Source organism: Bacillus mycoides, assembly GCF_001757995.1.
In the GTDB taxonomy this organism is placed as follows: domain Bacteria; phylum Bacillota; class Bacilli; order Bacillales; family Bacillaceae_G; genus Bacillus_A; species Bacillus_A mycoides_B.
Window position 1 is genome coordinate 33,925 of the sequence record NZ_LXLV01000067.1, and the last position, 15,288, is coordinate 49,212.

General features: G+C 37.2%; 21 protein-coding genes. 5 read left to right on the plus strand and 16 right to left on the minus strand.

Features of this window, described 5'->3' with window-relative positions; translation table 11 throughout:
* The first annotated feature begins 389 nt into the window (after window positions 1-389).
* On the plus strand, window positions 390-617 hold the full coding sequence (locus BWGOE10_RS23500) for a DUF3973 domain-containing protein (RefSeq protein ID WP_070145175.1): 228 nt from the start codon (window positions 390-392) through the stop codon (window positions 615-617).
* A gap of 32 nt (window positions 618-649) precedes the next feature.
* Here BWGOE10_RS23500 and BWGOE10_RS23505 read toward each other — a convergent pair whose 3' ends face one another.
* Both BWGOE10_RS23505 and BWGOE10_RS23510 read right to left on the minus strand, forming a co-directional pair.
* The gene (locus BWGOE10_RS23505; RefSeq protein WP_000621746.1) at window positions 650-832 is read right to left on the minus strand and encodes a sporulation protein Cse60; all 183 of its coding nucleotides are present in this window, start codon (window positions 830-832) and stop codon (window positions 650-652) included.
* 1 nt (window position 833) lies between these two features.
* The gene (locus BWGOE10_RS23510; protein ID WP_002089059.1) at window positions 834-1,070 is read right to left on the minus strand and encodes a DUF2553 family protein; all 237 of its coding nucleotides are present in this window, start codon (window positions 1,068-1,070) and stop codon (window positions 834-836) included.
* 253 nt (window positions 1,071-1,323) lie between these two features.
* Here BWGOE10_RS23510 and BWGOE10_RS23515 point away from each other — a divergent pair, with 253 nt between their 5' ends.
* Entirely contained in the window at window positions 1,324-1,818 is a 495-nt protein-coding gene (locus BWGOE10_RS23515) for a CarD family transcriptional regulator (protein WP_098786456.1), read from the plus strand.
* A 72-nt stretch (window positions 1,819-1,890) separates the two neighbouring features.
* Here BWGOE10_RS23515 and BWGOE10_RS23520 read toward each other — a convergent pair whose 3' ends face one another.
* The 7 genes from BWGOE10_RS23520 to glp form a co-directional block, all read right to left on the minus strand.
* Complete coding sequence (locus tag BWGOE10_RS23520) at window positions 1,891-2,676, minus strand: glucose 1-dehydrogenase (RefSeq protein ID WP_070145176.1); 786 nt, start codon at window positions 2,674-2,676, stop codon at window positions 1,891-1,893.
* Between the two features lie 12 nt (window positions 2,677-2,688).
* Entirely contained in the window at window positions 2,689-3,546 is an 858-nt protein-coding gene (glcU, locus tag BWGOE10_RS23525; RefSeq protein WP_070145177.1) for a glucose uptake protein GlcU, read from the minus strand.
* Between the two features lie 78 nt (window positions 3,547-3,624).
* Entirely contained in the window at window positions 3,625-3,984 is a 360-nt protein-coding gene (locus BWGOE10_RS23530) for a DUF3888 domain-containing protein (RefSeq protein ID WP_070145178.1), read from the minus strand.
* A gap of 112 nt (window positions 3,985-4,096) precedes the next feature.
* Window positions 4,097-4,330, minus strand: a complete 234-nt coding sequence (gene moaD, locus BWGOE10_RS23535) for a molybdopterin converting factor subunit 1 (RefSeq protein ID WP_070145179.1) — start codon at window positions 4,328-4,330, stop codon at window positions 4,097-4,099.
* Between the two features lie 2 nt (window positions 4,331-4,332).
* Complete coding sequence (gene moaE / locus BWGOE10_RS23540) at window positions 4,333-4,797, minus strand: molybdopterin synthase catalytic subunit MoaE (RefSeq protein ID WP_002112357.1); 465 nt, start codon at window positions 4,795-4,797, stop codon at window positions 4,333-4,335.
* Window positions 4,794-5,315: a molybdopterin-guanine dinucleotide biosynthesis protein B gene (mobB, locus tag BWGOE10_RS23545; RefSeq protein WP_070145180.1), complete on the minus strand. Its 522-nt coding sequence runs from the start codon at window positions 5,313-5,315 to the stop codon at window positions 4,794-4,796. Before mobB ends, moaE begins: the two co-directional genes overlap by 4 nt.
* Window positions 5,279-6,568, minus strand: a complete 1,290-nt coding sequence (glp, locus tag BWGOE10_RS23550) for a gephyrin-like molybdotransferase Glp (RefSeq protein WP_070145181.1) — start codon at window positions 6,566-6,568, stop codon at window positions 5,279-5,281. Before glp ends, mobB begins: the two co-directional genes overlap by 37 nt.
* Before the next feature lie 83 nt (window positions 6,569-6,651).
* Here glp and moaC point away from each other — a divergent pair, with 83 nt between their 5' ends.
* Window positions 6,652-7,137, plus strand: a complete 486-nt coding sequence (gene moaC, locus BWGOE10_RS23555; protein ID WP_070145182.1) for a cyclic pyranopterin monophosphate synthase MoaC — start codon at window positions 6,652-6,654, stop codon at window positions 7,135-7,137.
* A gap of 42 nt (window positions 7,138-7,179) precedes the next feature.
* On the opposite strand, the gene BWGOE10_RS23560 is transcribed toward moaC, so the two are convergent.
* From BWGOE10_RS23560 to BWGOE10_RS23585, 6 genes are all read right to left on the minus strand, one after another.
* Window positions 7,180-8,193 (minus strand): molybdopterin-synthase adenylyltransferase MoeB, encoded by a 1,014-nt coding sequence (locus tag BWGOE10_RS23560; protein WP_002067678.1) that lies wholly within the window; start codon window positions 8,191-8,193, stop codon window positions 7,180-7,182.
* Between the two features lie 16 nt (window positions 8,194-8,209).
* Complete coding sequence (moaA, locus tag BWGOE10_RS23565) at window positions 8,210-9,223, minus strand: GTP 3',8-cyclase MoaA (RefSeq protein ID WP_070145183.1); 1,014 nt, start codon at window positions 9,221-9,223, stop codon at window positions 8,210-8,212.
* A gap of 128 nt (window positions 9,224-9,351) precedes the next feature.
* Window positions 9,352-10,245, minus strand: a complete 894-nt coding sequence (locus BWGOE10_RS23570) for a BclA C-terminal domain-containing protein (protein ID WP_236736001.1) — start codon at window positions 10,243-10,245, stop codon at window positions 9,352-9,354.
* A 170-nt stretch (window positions 10,246-10,415) separates the two neighbouring features.
* Window positions 10,416-10,739: a hypothetical protein gene (locus BWGOE10_RS23575; RefSeq protein WP_070145186.1), complete on the minus strand. Its 324-nt coding sequence runs from the start codon at window positions 10,737-10,739 to the stop codon at window positions 10,416-10,418.
* Between the two features lie 20 nt (window positions 10,740-10,759).
* Entirely contained in the window at window positions 10,760-10,984 is a 225-nt protein-coding gene (locus tag BWGOE10_RS23580; RefSeq protein WP_002184806.1) for a spore germination protein, read from the minus strand.
* Window positions 10,985-11,061: 77 nt separating this feature from the next.
* Window positions 11,062-11,367: a rhodanese-like domain-containing protein gene (locus BWGOE10_RS23585; RefSeq protein ID WP_070145187.1), complete on the minus strand. Its 306-nt coding sequence runs from the start codon at window positions 11,365-11,367 to the stop codon at window positions 11,062-11,064.
* Window positions 11,368-11,566: 199 nt separating this feature from the next.
* Between BWGOE10_RS23585 and BWGOE10_RS23590 the strand changes: the two genes are divergently transcribed.
* Complete coding sequence (locus tag BWGOE10_RS23590) at window positions 11,567-11,749, plus strand: hypothetical protein (RefSeq protein ID WP_002129493.1); 183 nt, start codon at window positions 11,567-11,569, stop codon at window positions 11,747-11,749.
* 48 nt (window positions 11,750-11,797) lie between these two features.
* On the opposite strand, the gene BWGOE10_RS23595 is transcribed toward BWGOE10_RS23590, so the two are convergent.
* The gene (locus BWGOE10_RS23595) at window positions 11,798-12,922 is read right to left on the minus strand and encodes an alpha/beta fold hydrolase (RefSeq protein WP_070145188.1); all 1,125 of its coding nucleotides are present in this window, start codon (window positions 12,920-12,922) and stop codon (window positions 11,798-11,800) included.
* A gap of 152 nt (window positions 12,923-13,074) precedes the next feature.
* Here BWGOE10_RS23595 and BWGOE10_RS30525 point away from each other — a divergent pair, with 152 nt between their 5' ends.
* A complete protein-coding gene (locus BWGOE10_RS30525) occupies window positions 13,075-15,279 on the plus strand; it encodes a spore germination protein (protein ID WP_081340020.1) in 2,205 nt (734 codons plus the stop codon).
* Window positions 15,280-15,288 lie beyond the last annotated feature (9 nt).

Genomic DNA, 15,288 nt, shown 5'->3' on the forward strand with positions numbered 1-15,288 from the left:
ACCTTTTGGTTTTACATTAACAATATAACACCTTTTGGTTACATGTCAAGAAAGGCTCTTTTTCACTGTTGAGAAATTCTCAACATTTTTTCAACAGGACAAACACCCTCTCAGCATTCCTTCATAATATACTCACAAAGGCAATGAAAAATAGAAAATTCCCTCAACATGAAACTCCATCACCCATATTGAGAGAAGCGCCTAACTTATCTCATCTGTACTTCGTCTCTCCTCCTTCCCTCGGGGACAATACATGAGATATGAAAAACTAGAAGGAGTATGCCCACCATTTGGGTAGGTAGTTATTTCTCTTCTCCTCAACATTTCCTTAGGAGCGAAATGACTACCCACTCACTTTTTTAAACAAAAATAAAAAGGAGATGAAAGCTATGTTCTATTGCATTAACTGTTCTGAAATTCACCATAAAAAACATCCGAATGATAAAGTATTCAAAAACGGTTTTTATATTGATCCATTTTTAGGTGACCGTTATCACCTCGGTATGTGCACTGATGCTCAGGGGCATGAAACAGGAGAAGCTCTTTTAACGGCAAAGAAAACAGGTGCAACACAATCTATTATGAATATTTTACCGACACATGTTGTCCCAACATAAAGCATAAAAAAGAGCTGGCTCCCCAGCTCTTTTTATGCTTTATAAACAATCATTGCTGAAAAACAATAAATTTGATTTTCATCATCGTTAATTGAAACACCAACTTGATACTTTATATCTACAAAATTTCCATCATCAATTTTTTTCAAAAATACATTTACAGCGTCTTCTAAGTCTTTTTCATGACTTTCATCAAACACTTTCACACGAATCATGTTAACACCATCCTAGATCGCAGCCCTCCGCCGCTTGTTTATTGCCACGGTGCGTATCTATGATGCGATAAAACTTTCCATCTTCATATATATATCCGTCTTCTAACACATATTGTTTATCTTCAGTATAGACATAAAACTTACCTATCATAAACTTACTCGTATATAATTCTAAATAATCTTGCCTAAATTTAGCTACAACTTTATTTGTAATATCAATTCTAATTGTGCGCCCCACCTTCTCTCCCTCCCTTGCAAAGAACGGATTTAGGTATATTGTATTAGCGATTTTATATTTTATGCTTAAAAATAAGTGGATATGCCTTCTTTCTGCGCCTGTACTATTTTTCTAAAAAAATCATCAATAAGTAAGCACAAAAAATACATAAAAAAAGATCTTTTACATATTGACTCGAACACATCTAATATGGTATTATATAAAATTTGACATTTTTATAAACTTATATTATCATTAAAAGTGGTTACCACATATGGAGGTGGATGATTTGTTTCAAATTGGTGATAAAATCGTTTATCCAATGCACGGTGCAGGGATCATCGAAGCAATTGAAGAGAAAGAAATATTAGGTACTTCGCGTCAATATTGTGTGATACGCATCCTTAGTAAAGATATGCAAGTAATGCTTCCGATGGATCAATTACAAAAATCAGGTATTCGTTATATCGTAGATAAAGGTACGTTAGATGATATACTTCTTGAATTTCAAAATGGGGAATCAGACCCCTCACTCTCATGGAAACAAAGATATACAATGAATATGGAAAAAATGAAAAACGGCAATCTGCAAGATAGCGCAGAAGTTGTTCGTGATTTACTTCGCCGTAATAAAGAAAGAGCATTAAATGCGAGCGAAAAACAAATGCTAGATAATGCACGCAAAATGATGATTAGCGAAGTTGCGCTCGTGCAAAACGTTTCTGAACATCAAGCGACAGAATTTCTTCAAGAGACAATTAATCATTAAATTTAAAATAGCTGGCCGCTATTTTTTTTTGCAAAAAAGGACAAAGAGATGAAGCTCTTTGTCCTTTTCATATTATCCACGCCCAGCTTGAAACGATGGATATAAAGTCATTCCACCATCTGCAAATAACGTAATTCCAGTTACGTAACTCGCCTCTGATGAAGCGAGCCAAGTTGCTACTGCTGCGATTTCTTCAGGTTTTCCAATGTAGCCCATTGGTATCATACTTTCTACATCAGCACGCTGCTTTGGATCAGCAAACTTTTCGGCATTAATCGGCGTATTAATTGCACCTGGTCCAATATTATTTACTCGAATACCTTTTGACGCATATTCTAACGCTAACGTTTCTGTCATAAGTTTAATACCGCCCTTACTTGCTGCATAGTGCACGAATAGTGGCCACGGAATTTTCTCATGAACACTAGACATATTAATGACAGATCCTTTAATGTCGTGTTCCACAAAATATTTAATCGCTTCACGACTTCCTAAAAAAGCGCCTGTTAAATTTGTATTGATTACTTTATTCCAATCTTCTAACGGCATTTCATGCGACGGTACCGCGTTTTCTATCCCTGCATTATTAATCATAACGTCGAGCGTACCAAACTCTTTCACAGCAGATTGAATGAGATTCACAACATCTGCCTCTGCCGTCACATCACCTTTTACAGCAATCGCTTCTCCGCCTACTCTTTTAATTTCTTCTAACACATCATTCGCTTCTGACTCTCGTGAGCGATAGTTAATAACCATTTTCGCTTTCTCCTTAGCAAATCGTACTCCCATCGCTCTACCTAAACCAGTTGCTGATCCTGTAATAACGACGACTTTTCCTTCTAAATCACTATACATTTCAATACCTCCTTATCCTTTTGCAATCCCTAACATAATTCCGGCTGCGATAATAAAAACGATACCAACAACGATACCTGTTAATTGACGTTTCGTTTTCTTTTCACCTAATATAAGAATCCCGCCAAGCGTCGAAATAATAATTCCCATTTGTGATAGTGAAAAGCTTGTTGCAACTCCGACACGCGGCTGTGAAATAAATAAAAACATATTTCCAGCTGCCCAAATTAATCCTGGAATAATATTTCGTATCGCATATTTATTAAATGGATGATGTTTAAACGTAAGTAAAATGCCTCCTAACACCATACCAACTGCTTGTGGTAATAAAGCCGACCAACCATCTACGTTAAATAGCCTAATAACTACTACATAAACTAAATAACCGACTGTTGAAATTAATAAAATTATAATGCCCCTTTTAAAATTTGCTGCTTGCTCTGCATTCTTTTCTTCTTCACTTTGAAGTGATGTTAAAATAACACCGATAATAATACAAACGAGCGCTAAAACTCCAAGGACGACTGATATTGTCGTGGACCACTCATGAAATACGATGACTCCAAATAAAGTCGTCGCAACTAATTGAAGTCCTGTTGAAATTGGCATCGTCCTCGAAACACCCATTAAATCAATACTTTTTAATTGATTCGCTTGACCAAGTGCCCAAAATAAACCTGATACAATTCCAACTCCAATAACAGTAGGAGTTAATACTGGCTTCACAAAAATATAAACAACAATCGAGAAAATAAGTGCACCAAATGTTGTACCGAGCGTTTGACTATACGGTCCTCCGCCGAGTTTCACGTTAAATAGCACAATACTCCCCCAAAATATAGCTGGTAAAATCGCTAAAAGTATATCCATCGCTCATTACCTTTCTTTACTAAATGTCATCAGTTACCACTCTACACCATTAGAGTGTGCTTTCATTTTTTCCTTCGCTCATGCGCAAACTTTTTCTGCAATCGCACTAGACACATTTTTTTCTCGCTCTACTTTCTTTATCTTTATGTGATCTAAATTGTCTTCCAAAGTAAGTGTAACTTTGTCATTCGGCGGATTATGTGCACCTTGAAATGTAAGAAATTGTAGAGTTACTTCAAATCTAGGAACAAACTCATCTTTCTTACCTAGACGCTTTATATTTATAACTGAATCACATTCATATTGATCTTCTGTCGCTTGCCTTATAACTGAATAGTACCTATTAAGTAACGCACTCTCTAAAAGCTGTTCCTTCGACTCTTTCGCCCAAGAATAGCTTGGAGAAAAGAAAAAGATAGAACATATCATCGTCATCATTACACATATTTTATTTCATAATGCCCTCCTTGTTCTATAAATTAGTGTTCTCAAAACTGCCATAAAAAAACGACTTCCCCTATTCAGGAAAGTCGTTTTAATAAATCCAATATTAACCACCGCTTACTGGTGGTATTAGTGCAACTACATCACCAGATTGTATCGTATCCTCTTCATTTGCGTACTCTTCATTAATCGCAACCATAATTGGCGCTGACACTGGTACATTATATTCTTTCGCAACAATATCTTTTAACTCTGCAACAGTAATATTTTCTTTCTCTATTTGTAATTCACTCGTTCCTGCTTCTTCTTGCAAGTTCGCAAATAACAACACTCGAATCATATTTATAACTCCTTCCCAGGCTCTCCTGCTGGATATGGTGTTTTTTCTAATTGATCACCAATCCATGAGTCACCATCTTCCCAAAACTCCTTTTTCCAAATCGGAACAATTTGCTTAATACGCTCCATAATATATTCATTCGCTTCATAAGCCTCTTTGCGATGAGGCGTTGACACAGCAACAACAACCGCTATATCAGAAATTTGCAGCGTGCCGATGCGATGCGTAATCGCAACATGTGTACCGGGCCACTTCTCCTTCACTTCTGACCCAATTTTCTGTAGCATCTTTTCTGCCATCGTCTTATAAGCTACATACTCTAAGTATAGTGTACGACGCCCTTTCGTAAACTCCCTAACTGTTCCTATAAATGTTGTGACAGCACCACATTCACGGCGAACTACTTTCTTTGCCACCTCTTCAATCGAGATTTCTGTATCAATTACTTCATAATACGTATTTATCATTTTGCACTCCTAACCGTTTGTAAAAACCAGTCTATATACAACTTTTCTTCTGTTATATGAAATACTTTATATTCTTCTCGTACATTTGACGGAGCATCATACCACGTAATAATCGCCGCTATATTTTCTACTTTATGTAAAAGTTCAGCGTCTTCCGCAGAACGAAGTAACACTATTTTTGAATATTCCTCAGCTTTATAGCCCTCTATTAAAATCGTATCCACTTCAAAAAATTCGTACAAGCGGATAATTTCTTGCAAGGACCATTCATCTCGCAAAGAGGACAGAGATAGTAATCCAGCGCCTTCTACACTACTTACTACAGCACCAGCTTTTCGGTGTCTTTCACTATCTTTTTGCGCTACTTCAGGAAAGCCCCCGTGACCATGATGTTTAATTGTAGCAACCTTCATTTCTCTTTCAGCTAATGCATGTACCATTTTCTCTACAAGTGTTGTTTTCCCGCTATTTTGATACCCTACTATTTGTAAGATTGAAGAGGCTTTGCCCACGGCCAATCACTTCCCTCAGAGCATTCTAACAATAATACAGACACTTTCATTCCTGCTTCAAACCCTCTCGTTCCTCCAGGCAGCACGATAAAAGCATTTGCATCCGCAAGTGAAGAGACTGCACTCGATTTATCTAAACCGACTGGCGCCACTTGTAGTGCCCCATTAACAATGCTCGCTTTCGCTCTTACAAAACGAGTAAACGGATTTGGTTTCGGGAAATCTTTTTGCAAAATAGCGTCTGCCCTATATATGTGAGGCTCCTTCGCATGCAAATACGTTTTCATAATTGGATGCACAAATAATTCGAAACCTACATAGCAAGCTGACGGATTACCTGATAAACCGAAGAGTAGCTTTCCATCAACTTCAGCTACTGTCGTTACACTCCCCGGCCTCATCGCTATTTTATTAAAGAGTACATTCGCCTGTAACCTTTCATAAATAGCTGGTAAATAGTCGTAATCCCCTACTGAAACACCGCCCGTTGTAATTAAAATATCAACCTCATCCATCGCTGATTTAACGGCTGTAAAACATGCGTCTAACTCATCGGCAAGTTGTCCATAGTAACGCACTTTTCCGCCAGCTTTCATAATTTGAGCGGCAATCATATAAGAGTTACTATTTCTAATTTTCCCTGGCTCTAACGCCTCATGCACTTCTAGCAATTCACTTCCTGTCGTTACAATACCGACAACAGGCTGTTTTACAACTTTCACAGTGCTATATCCAAACGTCGCTAATAATGCGGCAACACCTGGATTGATTGCAACACCTTTCTTAACAAGGACTTGATTTTGTTTTATATCTTCTCCTTTAAATGACACATTGTCACCGTTTTGGAAAGGACGTTTTAACTTCATATATGTACTTTCGTTCCTCACGAATCCTTCCGTCAACTCTAGCATTACGACTGCATTGCAATCTTCTGGAATAGCTGCTCCTGTCATAATACGAACCGCCTGAAAAGCCCCTACTTCTTCTGTAAAAACAGATCCTGCTCCGATCTCTCCTATTACTTCAAATTCAACCGGCTGCTCTTGACTCGCTTCCTTCGTATCTTCTGCTCGAATTGCGAAACCATCGTAAGGAGAACGATCAAAGTGAGGAACATCGTGATCTGAGACAACATCCTCTCCAAGAATCCTCCCGTAACTTTCTGTAATAGAAACTTCTTCTACTTCACCATGCTTAGCATATTTCATAACCCGCTCTACTGCCTCAGCAACTTGAATCGGGATTCGTTTTTCTACCATTGTTTCTCACCTCATATTTGCAAAATATCTAATCTCGATTACACTTTATATATTAAATCGCAATTACTTCAAGGAGGAATTCCATGTCTTCATTCACACATTTCAACGACCAAGGGCGCGCTAAAATGGTTGATATCAGTGACAAAAAAATAACCGTTCGAACAGCAATAGCATGCTCTAGCATTCTCGTTACGAAAGAAATTTTTGATAAAATCTCTCACAATGAAATTGGTAAAGGTGACGTATTAGCCGTCGCACAAATCGCAGGTATTATGGCTGCAAAACGTACTTCTGATATTATCCCAATGTGCCATCCTTTATTATTAAAAGGTGTTGACGTCTCTTTCGATTGGAAACAGTCAAAAGAACAATATCGACTACTTATTGAAGTAAAAGTTAAAACAGAAGGTAGCACCGGCGTTGAGATGGAAGCTTTAACAGCTGCTTCCGCTACCGCTCTTACTGTATATGACATGTGTAAAGCCGTTGATAAGGGTATGATTATTGGCGAAACGTACTTACTTGAAAAAACGGGCGGAAAAAATGGAGATTATATTAGAAATTCTTAATCCTACCTTTTCCATTTGAACCTAAAGGACTCTCCTTTAGGTTCAACCTATATATCTTGCATATAGTCGTTTCGCAACATTCATATCATTCGTACCATGAATAAACGCCCTGCCATCTGTAAATAAAACAAAACGATATTCTTCCACTGGAAATGATAATAAATACGGCGTTGCTTTTACATCCACGCTTTTTTGTAAGCGCTTTTTAATTTCTTCTAAATTAAAACCCTGACGCACACCTGGACGGATTTGAACTGTATTTCGTCCACATAATACTTCTGTTTTCGTTTGTGCTTCAAATGTTAAACTCGGATATGTACGTAACTTTCCACAGGATAAACATGTATCCTTTTTCTGCCTATTCACTTTAAATGCCATCTGTTGATTATTCCAAAGATCAAATGATAGCATCGTTTCACGAAGTGCCTCAAAATCTTCTACTAATATTTTCAAGGCTTCCGTTATTTGATGTGCAACTACTAATTGCACTGCTGGCTGTATAATACCGGCCGTATCACATGTCGCTCCGCTCGCCGGATGTTCCATTAAACATCGAAAACACGGCGTTTTTCCTGGCAGGATTGTATAAGTTACTCCGTAACTTCCAACGCACCCTCCGTATATCCATGGAACGTTATACATCTGAGATATATCATTAATAAGAAGGCGCGTTTCAAAATTATCTGTCGCATCTAATATTAAATCTACACCTTTAATTAATTCTTCCATTTCTTGCACCGTTACATCAGTCACAACCGGTACAATTTCTACTTCGGAATTAATTGCCTTTAAATGTTCTGCTGCCGCTATCGCTTTCGGCTTATAATGCTTCGCATCTTCTTCTGTATATAATTGTTGCCTTTGTAAATTACTCCATTCTACATAATCACGATCCGCAATTGTTATTTTTCCAACACCTGCTCTAACAATTGCTTCTGCATTCGCTGCTCCGAGCGCACCAGCACCGATGACGAGCACGTGCTTCCCTCTTATTTTCCGTTGCCCTTCTTCCCCAACACCAGAAAATAACATTTGTCTTGAATATCGCTCTTGCATACGACATCCCCCTTTCTTATCCTCCTATATAAGACATTTCAATTTTCGGACGATTTTTCGCACTTTCTTCTGTCCGTTCATCTGAATATCGATCTTTTCTATTCTCCCATACATATTGTATAGCTTTTAATAACTCATTATCCGAAAGGTTTTCCCTGAGAAGTTTCCTTAAATCCATTCCTTCTGTCGCAAACAAGCAAGTATAAAACTTTCCATCTGCTGAAATTCTTGCTCTCGTACAAGAAGAACAAAATGACTCAGAAACGGAAGTAATAAAACCAACCTCTACATTCGTTCCAACGTATCGATACCGCTTCGCAACCTCCCCAAAATAATGAGCTTCAGCTGGCTCAATTGGATACACCCCATGAATCATATCAATTAATTCTCGTTTCGTAATAACTTGATCAAAATTCCATCCATTCGTACTGCCAACATCCATAAACTCAATAAATCTAAGTGAAATTCCTTGTTCTTTAAAATACGCAGCAACTGGAAGTACTTGATGATCGTTCATCCCTTTTTTCACAACCATATTTACCTTCACTTCAAGGCCTGCTTCTTTCGCTGCCATAATTCCTTTTAACACTGGTTTCGTATTCATATTCCGGCCATTAATTGCGCGGAATACATTATCATCTATCGCATCCAAACTAACATTTACTCGGTGTAACCCAGCTTCTTTTAACGCCTTCGCTTGCTTCGTTAAATGAATCGCATTTGTCGTTAATCCTAGATCTACTAAACCGTCAATTTTCACGAGACGTTCGATAAGTTTTGTTAAATCCTTACGGAGCAATGGCTCACCGCCAGTAAGTCTAATTTTCCGTACACCGATGCTAACAAATACTTTTGCTAATCGCTCGATTTCATCAAATGTCAGTAAAAACTCATCTTTCAAAAAAGCATAATCAGGACCAAACACTTCCGCTGGCATACAATACGTACACCGTAAATTACAACGATCAATGACAGAGATGCGCAAATCTTGAAGTGGGCGTCCGAAAAAATCTTTAACCTTCTCCTGCATCGCCACTCTCCCTTTCTGCCAAATTTATCCCTCTCTTCATTCTATTATAATATATTTTTGAAACGTGATGTTTTTGCTCAAACAAATAAAAAACCTTGAAACGTAAAAGTTCCAAGGTTTTTCGCTTATTAACTTAAACGTATAATTGTTAATACCGCTCCTGGTGTAACCGTCGACAATGTCGTAGCAGTAAGTAAGCCATTTAACTGTAAACTAACAGCTGCTCCCGCTGGAAGATTCGCAATAATCGTAGCACCAAAACTAGTTGTAGCTACTAACGGGGCATTAATAGTTCCTGATAAAGCTGATCCATTAACAATAATTTGCGTAGTCACTGCTAATCCAACAGTTATATTAAGTGTATATGAAATATAATAATTCCCTGCATTCGCGACTGTAAATACTGTATTAGCACCATTTATCGTAATTCCAGGTCCAATATTTTGGTTATTTGGTAAATTGACATTCGTTCCTCCTAAAACAATGGTTATAGTTGTTCCAGATGTATTATTCGCAAATGCATAAGTTGCGGTTGTACTAACTCCAGTCGCTCCTGTACTTCCCTTCGCTCCCGTGATTCCCGTTTCTCCGGTTGACCCTGTACTTCCTGTCGCTCCCGTACTTCCTGTCGCTCCTGTACTTCCCGTTTCTCCTGTTGCCCCCGTGCTTCCCGTTTCTCCCGTGCTTCCTGTCGCTCCCGTAATTCCCGTTGCTCCTTTTGCTCCTGTACTTCCTGTCGCTCCCGTGCTTCCCGTTTCCCCTGTTGCTCCCGTACTTCCCGTCGCTCCTGTTTCTCCTGTGGCTCCTGTACTTCCTGTTGCTCCCGTACTTCCTGTCGCTCCCGTAATTCCCGTTTCTCCGCTTGCTCCTGTTGCACCCGTAATTCCCGTTGCTCCCGTACTCCCCGTTGCTCCCGTACTTCCTGTTGCTCCCGTGACCCCTGTGATCCCCGTCATTCCAGTTGGTGCTGGAGGTAAAGTCGGGCCAATAAGTTCTGGTGGTATTTTAAAATTAGAATTTATCGCCCTTTGTATTTGTGGTTTTCTGTCATTTTATCCCACTATTTCCACCCCCCTCAAAAACAAATTGTATCTATGAAATATGTTCAGAATAAAAAATTCCCCTTCAATTTGAATTGTATTTTCAAAAACCGTTTCCAATACTTCTTTTAAATAAAAACTCCCCTAATTTCTTAGGGGAGTCCAGCTGTTGAATCCATATTATCTGTATTAGGGACACTTTGTACTATATTTGATACATTTGCACCTTGACCCGTATTTGCTCCTGTTAGATTACTAGCAGGAGTACCTCGTGTATATGTTGTCGTCACAGAATCTCCCGGCTGTAAACAAAGCTTCGTCTCCGTTCCTATTACTGTAACAACATCAATCCAAGTGCAACCCGTTGAACCACTATACGATTTCGAAGCAGTAAACGATGTATCACTCAAATTATCACCGGTAAATATATTCCCAGTATTATTAACGATAATAAATTCCTTAATACGTGCAGGCATACTTACACTCTACCTTTCCTTTATGCACCTAATGTACGTGTACTCGTCGCTAATGGCGGTAAAAATACTGATGTTCTAATCACCGCTTCTGGCTGCCGCTTCCCATTTAAAAAAATAGCCGCACTTGACCCTCCAGCACCGGCATATATTTTTGCCACAGCTAAAGGTGAGATATCATAACAGTCCCCAACATTAACAGCTCCTGTATTATTTATAATTTTCACTTTACGCATGTTAATCCCCATTTACCTATCCCCCTTTTATACACTGTATGCAAAAGAAAAAAACTTGAAACAAACACGTTTCAAGTTTTTGCAGATACTTATTTAGTTTCGCCTTCATATTGAAGCATACCGCCAACCATATTCACTGTTTTAAATCCTTGCTCATTTAAATAATGGCATACATTTTCACTACGCATTCCCGAACGGCAAATAAAGATATATTCATTCTCTTTCTCAAAGAAATCTACTTTATTTGGAATATCGCCCATTTTAATATGTACAGCTTCCGGAATTTTCCCTGCCGCTACTTCTTCATCTTCCCTTACATCTACTAAAAATAATGTTTCTCCATTTTCTAAACGCTCTTGCACTTCTTCTGTAGTAATTGTTTTTACTTCTATCATATGTAGTTCCTCCTTATATACAATAAAACCTTCAGTTTCTTCTTTAAGCAAACATTTCACATCAATTTTAGCACGCGAAGGAAGGAACGCAAAGAATGGAACATTTATTTCTCAATTTTCCCGCAAAATTTATTCTTTACAAACATAACTAACGCATTGTATCCTCAATATACTTGTTTGATGAAAGGAGCCAGTTAAAATGACACTTTTTCTTTTCATTATGGGCATCATTTTCTTAGTTTTTGCAGTTATTGCTCTTAGTATGAAAAATAATAAAAAGATAAAATCCCCTCAAGAAATGTCATTCTTATTTCTATTACTTAGTATAGCTTTCTTCGGTTTATCCATCGCTTCATATATTTTCCGTCTGCAAATCATGTAATAAAAGGTGCCTACTATAAATCATGCACCTTTCCACATTAATTATTTCCTACACAAAACTAGATACTTTCCGATTTAAAAACTCATAAATTTTCTTTTCAAATAAATGAATATCAAACGCTCCCGCCATATGCCCATTTATACTTTCTATCTCATATACTTCTGCGTACTTCCCTTGTTTTTGCAAAATGTCTACCATTTTATAATTGTAACGAGGCGGCTGAAGTAAATCTTGTTTGCATGGAATCATGAGTACATTCGCTTCAACCTTGGAAAGAGCCTCTTCTAAGGAAGAAAACCCATGTGCAATATCATGTAATAAAACCGCTTTCGTAGTATACATCCATGAATTTGCATCTACTAAATCTATACTTTTACATGTCACTTTATTTATTTCTTTCTCAAATGATGTTAATGCAGAAAATTGTTGATAAGGTGCCATTTCTATACTGTTCCGCGGGAATGCTGTTTCATAAAAATGTTCATCAAATGCGTTCATAAACATCATTTTATTCGCTAAATGAAGTCCCTTCGTCGGTTGTTCCTCTCCGTACTTTCCACCTTTCCAATTTGGATCAAGCTGAATTGCTTCAATCGCATTTTGCGCTACATTTCCCGACGTTATAATTGGATTTTGCGGGTTCGTAATAACTCCAATCATTCGTTCTATCATATGAGGATAGTGGACAGCCCATTGCTGCGCAATCATCCCACCTGCCGACGGTCCCATTACAGCATGTAACCTAGAAATCCCCATATCTGTTATTAACTCATATTGCATACGTGCTACATCTAAAAATGTGAAGACTGGAAAATCCATCGCATACTCAAAGCCAGTCATCGGATTTATCGATTTTGGTCCCGTTGTAATTACGTAGGGGTTCTTCACCTGTACATTACAAAGGTTATCAGTACATATAACGAAATATTTATTTGTATCAATTGCTTTCCCAGGTCCAATTAATCCATCCCACCAACCAGCTTCCTCATCATGCTCTGTATATTTTCCTGCCGCATGACTTGTTGCACTAAAATAGTGACAAACCAAAATCGCATTTGATCTTTCCCTATTTAAAGCACCATACGTCTCATACCCCATTTGAACAGGAATTTCCCTACCATTTTCAAACACAAACTCTTTTAAAACAAATTTCTCCTTTTTTACAATTTGCATAGACTCGCCTTCTTCCCGTCATATTATGAACTGCTTACTAAAGGATTTTTTCTATACAAACCAATCTCCTCCTTCTTTTCATAAATAAATGAATAATATACAAAATTAGCCACAAAATAGCACTATATTACACAATCAAAGAGGGCATACATATGATTTGGAATTGGTTACGTAAGAAAAAAAACTCAAATACAAAAGAGACAGATGATTCGAAACAACAGCCGGATGATCAAAAGGAACATAACAAAGATAAGAATGGCGAGCCAAAAAATACGGAACAAACTGAGGATAATTCTCAAAACAAACAACAAAGTTCTAAACAAGAAGATTCTTCTCAAAACAAGCAACAAAGTTCTAAACAAGAGGATAATTCTCAAAACAAACAACAAAATTCTAAACAAGAAGATTCTTCTCAAAACAAACAACAAAATTCTAAACAAGAAGATTCTTCTCAAAACAAGCAACAAAGTTCTAAACAAGAGGATAATTCTCAAAACAAGCAGCAAAGTTCTAAACAAGAAGATTCTTCTCAAAACAAGCAACAAAGTTCTAAACAAGAGGATAATTCTCAAAACAAACAACAAAATTCTAAACAGGAAGATTCTTCTCAAAACAAGCAACAAAGTTCTAAACAAGAGGATAATTCTCAAAACAAGCAGCAAAATTCTAAACAAGAAGATTCTTCTCAAAACAAGCAACAAAGTTCTAAACAAGAGGATAATTCTCAAAACAAACAGCAAAATTCTAAACAAGAGGATAATTCTCAAAACAAGCAACAAAGTTCTAAACAAGAGGGTAATTCTCAAAACAAACAGCAAAGCTCTAAACAAGATGATAATTCTCAAAACAAACAACAAAGCTCAGGAAGTAACAGCATTTATGACTTTAGCAAACCAGAAAAAGACCATATTCATTCTCTACAAGAGTTAATTGAGAAGCTAAAACAGTCTAGTGATTTTGTTAATTACCATACATCTGACGATGAAACGATACCTTATTGGATTTCTTACTATCGTCCTTCACTTGATGGTGAGAAATTACAAAAATATTTAATGCCTACTCTTTTGGAACGCCCTTGTGCTTCATTAGAAGTATTAAAAGAACATATTCCGATGAGCGGTATTACAATTACAAATGATTTACAAAAGATTGAGGACATGGTTTTAAAAGGGCATGCAATTATTCAATTAAATCAGCAAGATCAAAAGTGTATGCTTGCAAATATTGCAATTGATAATTATCGTGCACCAACTCCTCCATTAAATGAATCGACTGTTATTGGTCCTCAAGAAGGATTCGTAGAAGATATTGATACAAACATTAATTTAGTACGAAAACGCCTTCCTGTTTTAGATCTCCAAACAAAAGAGATGATTATCGGAGAGTTCTCAAAAACAAAAGTCGTTATGATGTATTTAAATAACTTAGCTGAAAAAGAAAATGTAGATTTTCTAGAGGAATCATTACGGGCTCTTAAATATGATCAAATTAACGATAGTGCATATATACAAGAATTAATGGGGGAAAAATCCATTTTCCCTCTCTATATCAATACAGAACGCACTGATAGAGTTACAAAAGCACTAATTGATGGAAAAATCGCTATTTTTGTTGATGGTTCTCCAAGTGTTCTACTAACACCTGTATCATATTTCGATTTTTTCATTTCACCAGAAGACTATAACGTTTCTTGGTTATACGCTACATTCTCAAGGATTTTACGGCTAATCGCTGTTTTATTCTCAATTTGCGCGACACCATTATATGTTGCCACTTTAAACTATCACTATGAATTAGTTCCTAGTGATTTATTGGAAACGTTAATTTTATCAAGGGCGCAAGTACCGTTTCCACCTTTAATTGAAGCACTCTTCTTAGAACTTGCCATTGATTTATTAAGAGAAGCTGGTGCGAGATTACCAATGAAAGTTGGTCAAACACTTGGTATTGTAGGCGGTATCGTAATCGGACAAGCATCTGTACAAGCTGGTTTAACGAGTAATATTTTATTAATTATCGTTGCCTTATCAGCGTTAGCTTCCTTTATTACGCCCATTTATAAAATGGGAAACGCCGTTCGTTTACTGCGTTTCCCATTTCTCGCCTTTGCAGAAATAGGTGGTCTATTTGGTATCTCTCTTGGATTTATCTTTTTATTTACCCATCTTTTTAGACTAACTTCTTTACGTAAACCGTACGCGCTTTTTTATCCAACTAGACAACAATCAATGAAAGATTCATGGATTCGTTTTCCATTAACGATGATTGATACACGAGACGTACAAGCGAGACCACAGCATGTGAAAAAGTCAGCAAAAGGAATTTCAACAAAACATAGATCGGATTTTGATGATTAAGAAATGAGG

Bases quoted from the DNA above. Each gene is read 5' to 3' on its own strand.
- moaC (WP_070145182.1), top strand. From the start codon at position 6,652: ATGTCTTCATTCACACATTTCAACGACCAAGGGCGCGCTAAAATGGTT.
- BWGOE10_RS23530 (WP_070145178.1), bottom strand. From the start codon at position 3,984: ATGATGACGATGATATGTTCTATCTTTTTCTTTTCTCCAAGCTATTCT.
- BWGOE10_RS23595 (WP_070145188.1), bottom strand. From the start codon at position 12,922: ATGCAAATTGTAAAAAAGGAGAAATTTGTTTTAAAAGAGTTTGTGTTT.
- moaE (WP_002112357.1), bottom strand. From the start codon at position 4,797: ATGATAAATACGTATTATGAAGTAATTGATACAGAAATCTCGATTGAA.
- glcU (WP_070145177.1), bottom strand. From the start codon at position 3,546: ATGGATATACTTTTAGCGATTTTACCAGCTATATTTTGGGGGAGTATT.
- BWGOE10_RS30525 (WP_081340020.1), top strand. From the start codon at position 13,075: ATGATTTGGAATTGGTTACGTAAGAAAAAAAACTCAAATACAAAAGAG.
- moaD (WP_070145179.1), bottom strand. From the start codon at position 4,330: ATGATTCGAGTGTTGTTATTTGCGAACTTGCAAGAAGAAGCAGGAACG.
- BWGOE10_RS23500 (WP_070145175.1), top strand. From the start codon at position 390: ATGTTCTATTGCATTAACTGTTCTGAAATTCACCATAAAAAACATCCG.
- BWGOE10_RS23520 (WP_070145176.1), bottom strand. From the start codon at position 2,676: ATGTATAGTGATTTAGAAGGAAAAGTCGTCGTTATTACAGGATCAGCA.
- BWGOE10_RS23505 (WP_000621746.1), bottom strand. From the start codon at position 832: ATGATTCGTGTGAAAGTGTTTGATGAAAGTCATGAAAAAGACTTAGAA.
- moaA (WP_070145183.1), bottom strand. From the start codon at position 9,223: ATGCAGGAGAAGGTTAAAGATTTTTTCGGACGCCCACTTCAAGATTTG.
- BWGOE10_RS23590 (WP_002129493.1), top strand. From the start codon at position 11,567: ATGACACTTTTTCTTTTCATTATGGGCATCATTTTCTTAGTTTTTGCA.
- BWGOE10_RS23515 (WP_098786456.1), top strand. From the start codon at position 1,324: ATGGAGGTGGATGATTTGTTTCAAATTGGTGATAAAATCGTTTATCCA.
- BWGOE10_RS23560 (WP_002067678.1), bottom strand. From the start codon at position 8,193: ATGCAAGAGCGATATTCAAGACAAATGTTATTTTCTGGTGTTGGGGAA.
- glp (WP_070145181.1), bottom strand. From the start codon at position 6,568: ATGGTAGAAAAACGAATCCCGATTCAAGTTGCTGAGGCAGTAGAGCGG.
- BWGOE10_RS23585 (WP_070145187.1), bottom strand. From the start codon at position 11,367: ATGATAGAAGTAAAAACAATTACTACAGAAGAAGTGCAAGAGCGTTTA.
- BWGOE10_RS23580 (WP_002184806.1), bottom strand. From the start codon at position 10,984: ATGGGGATTAACATGCGTAAAGTGAAAATTATAAATAATACAGGAGCT.
- BWGOE10_RS23575 (WP_070145186.1), bottom strand. From the start codon at position 10,739: ATGCCTGCACGTATTAAGGAATTTATTATCGTTAATAATACTGGGAAT.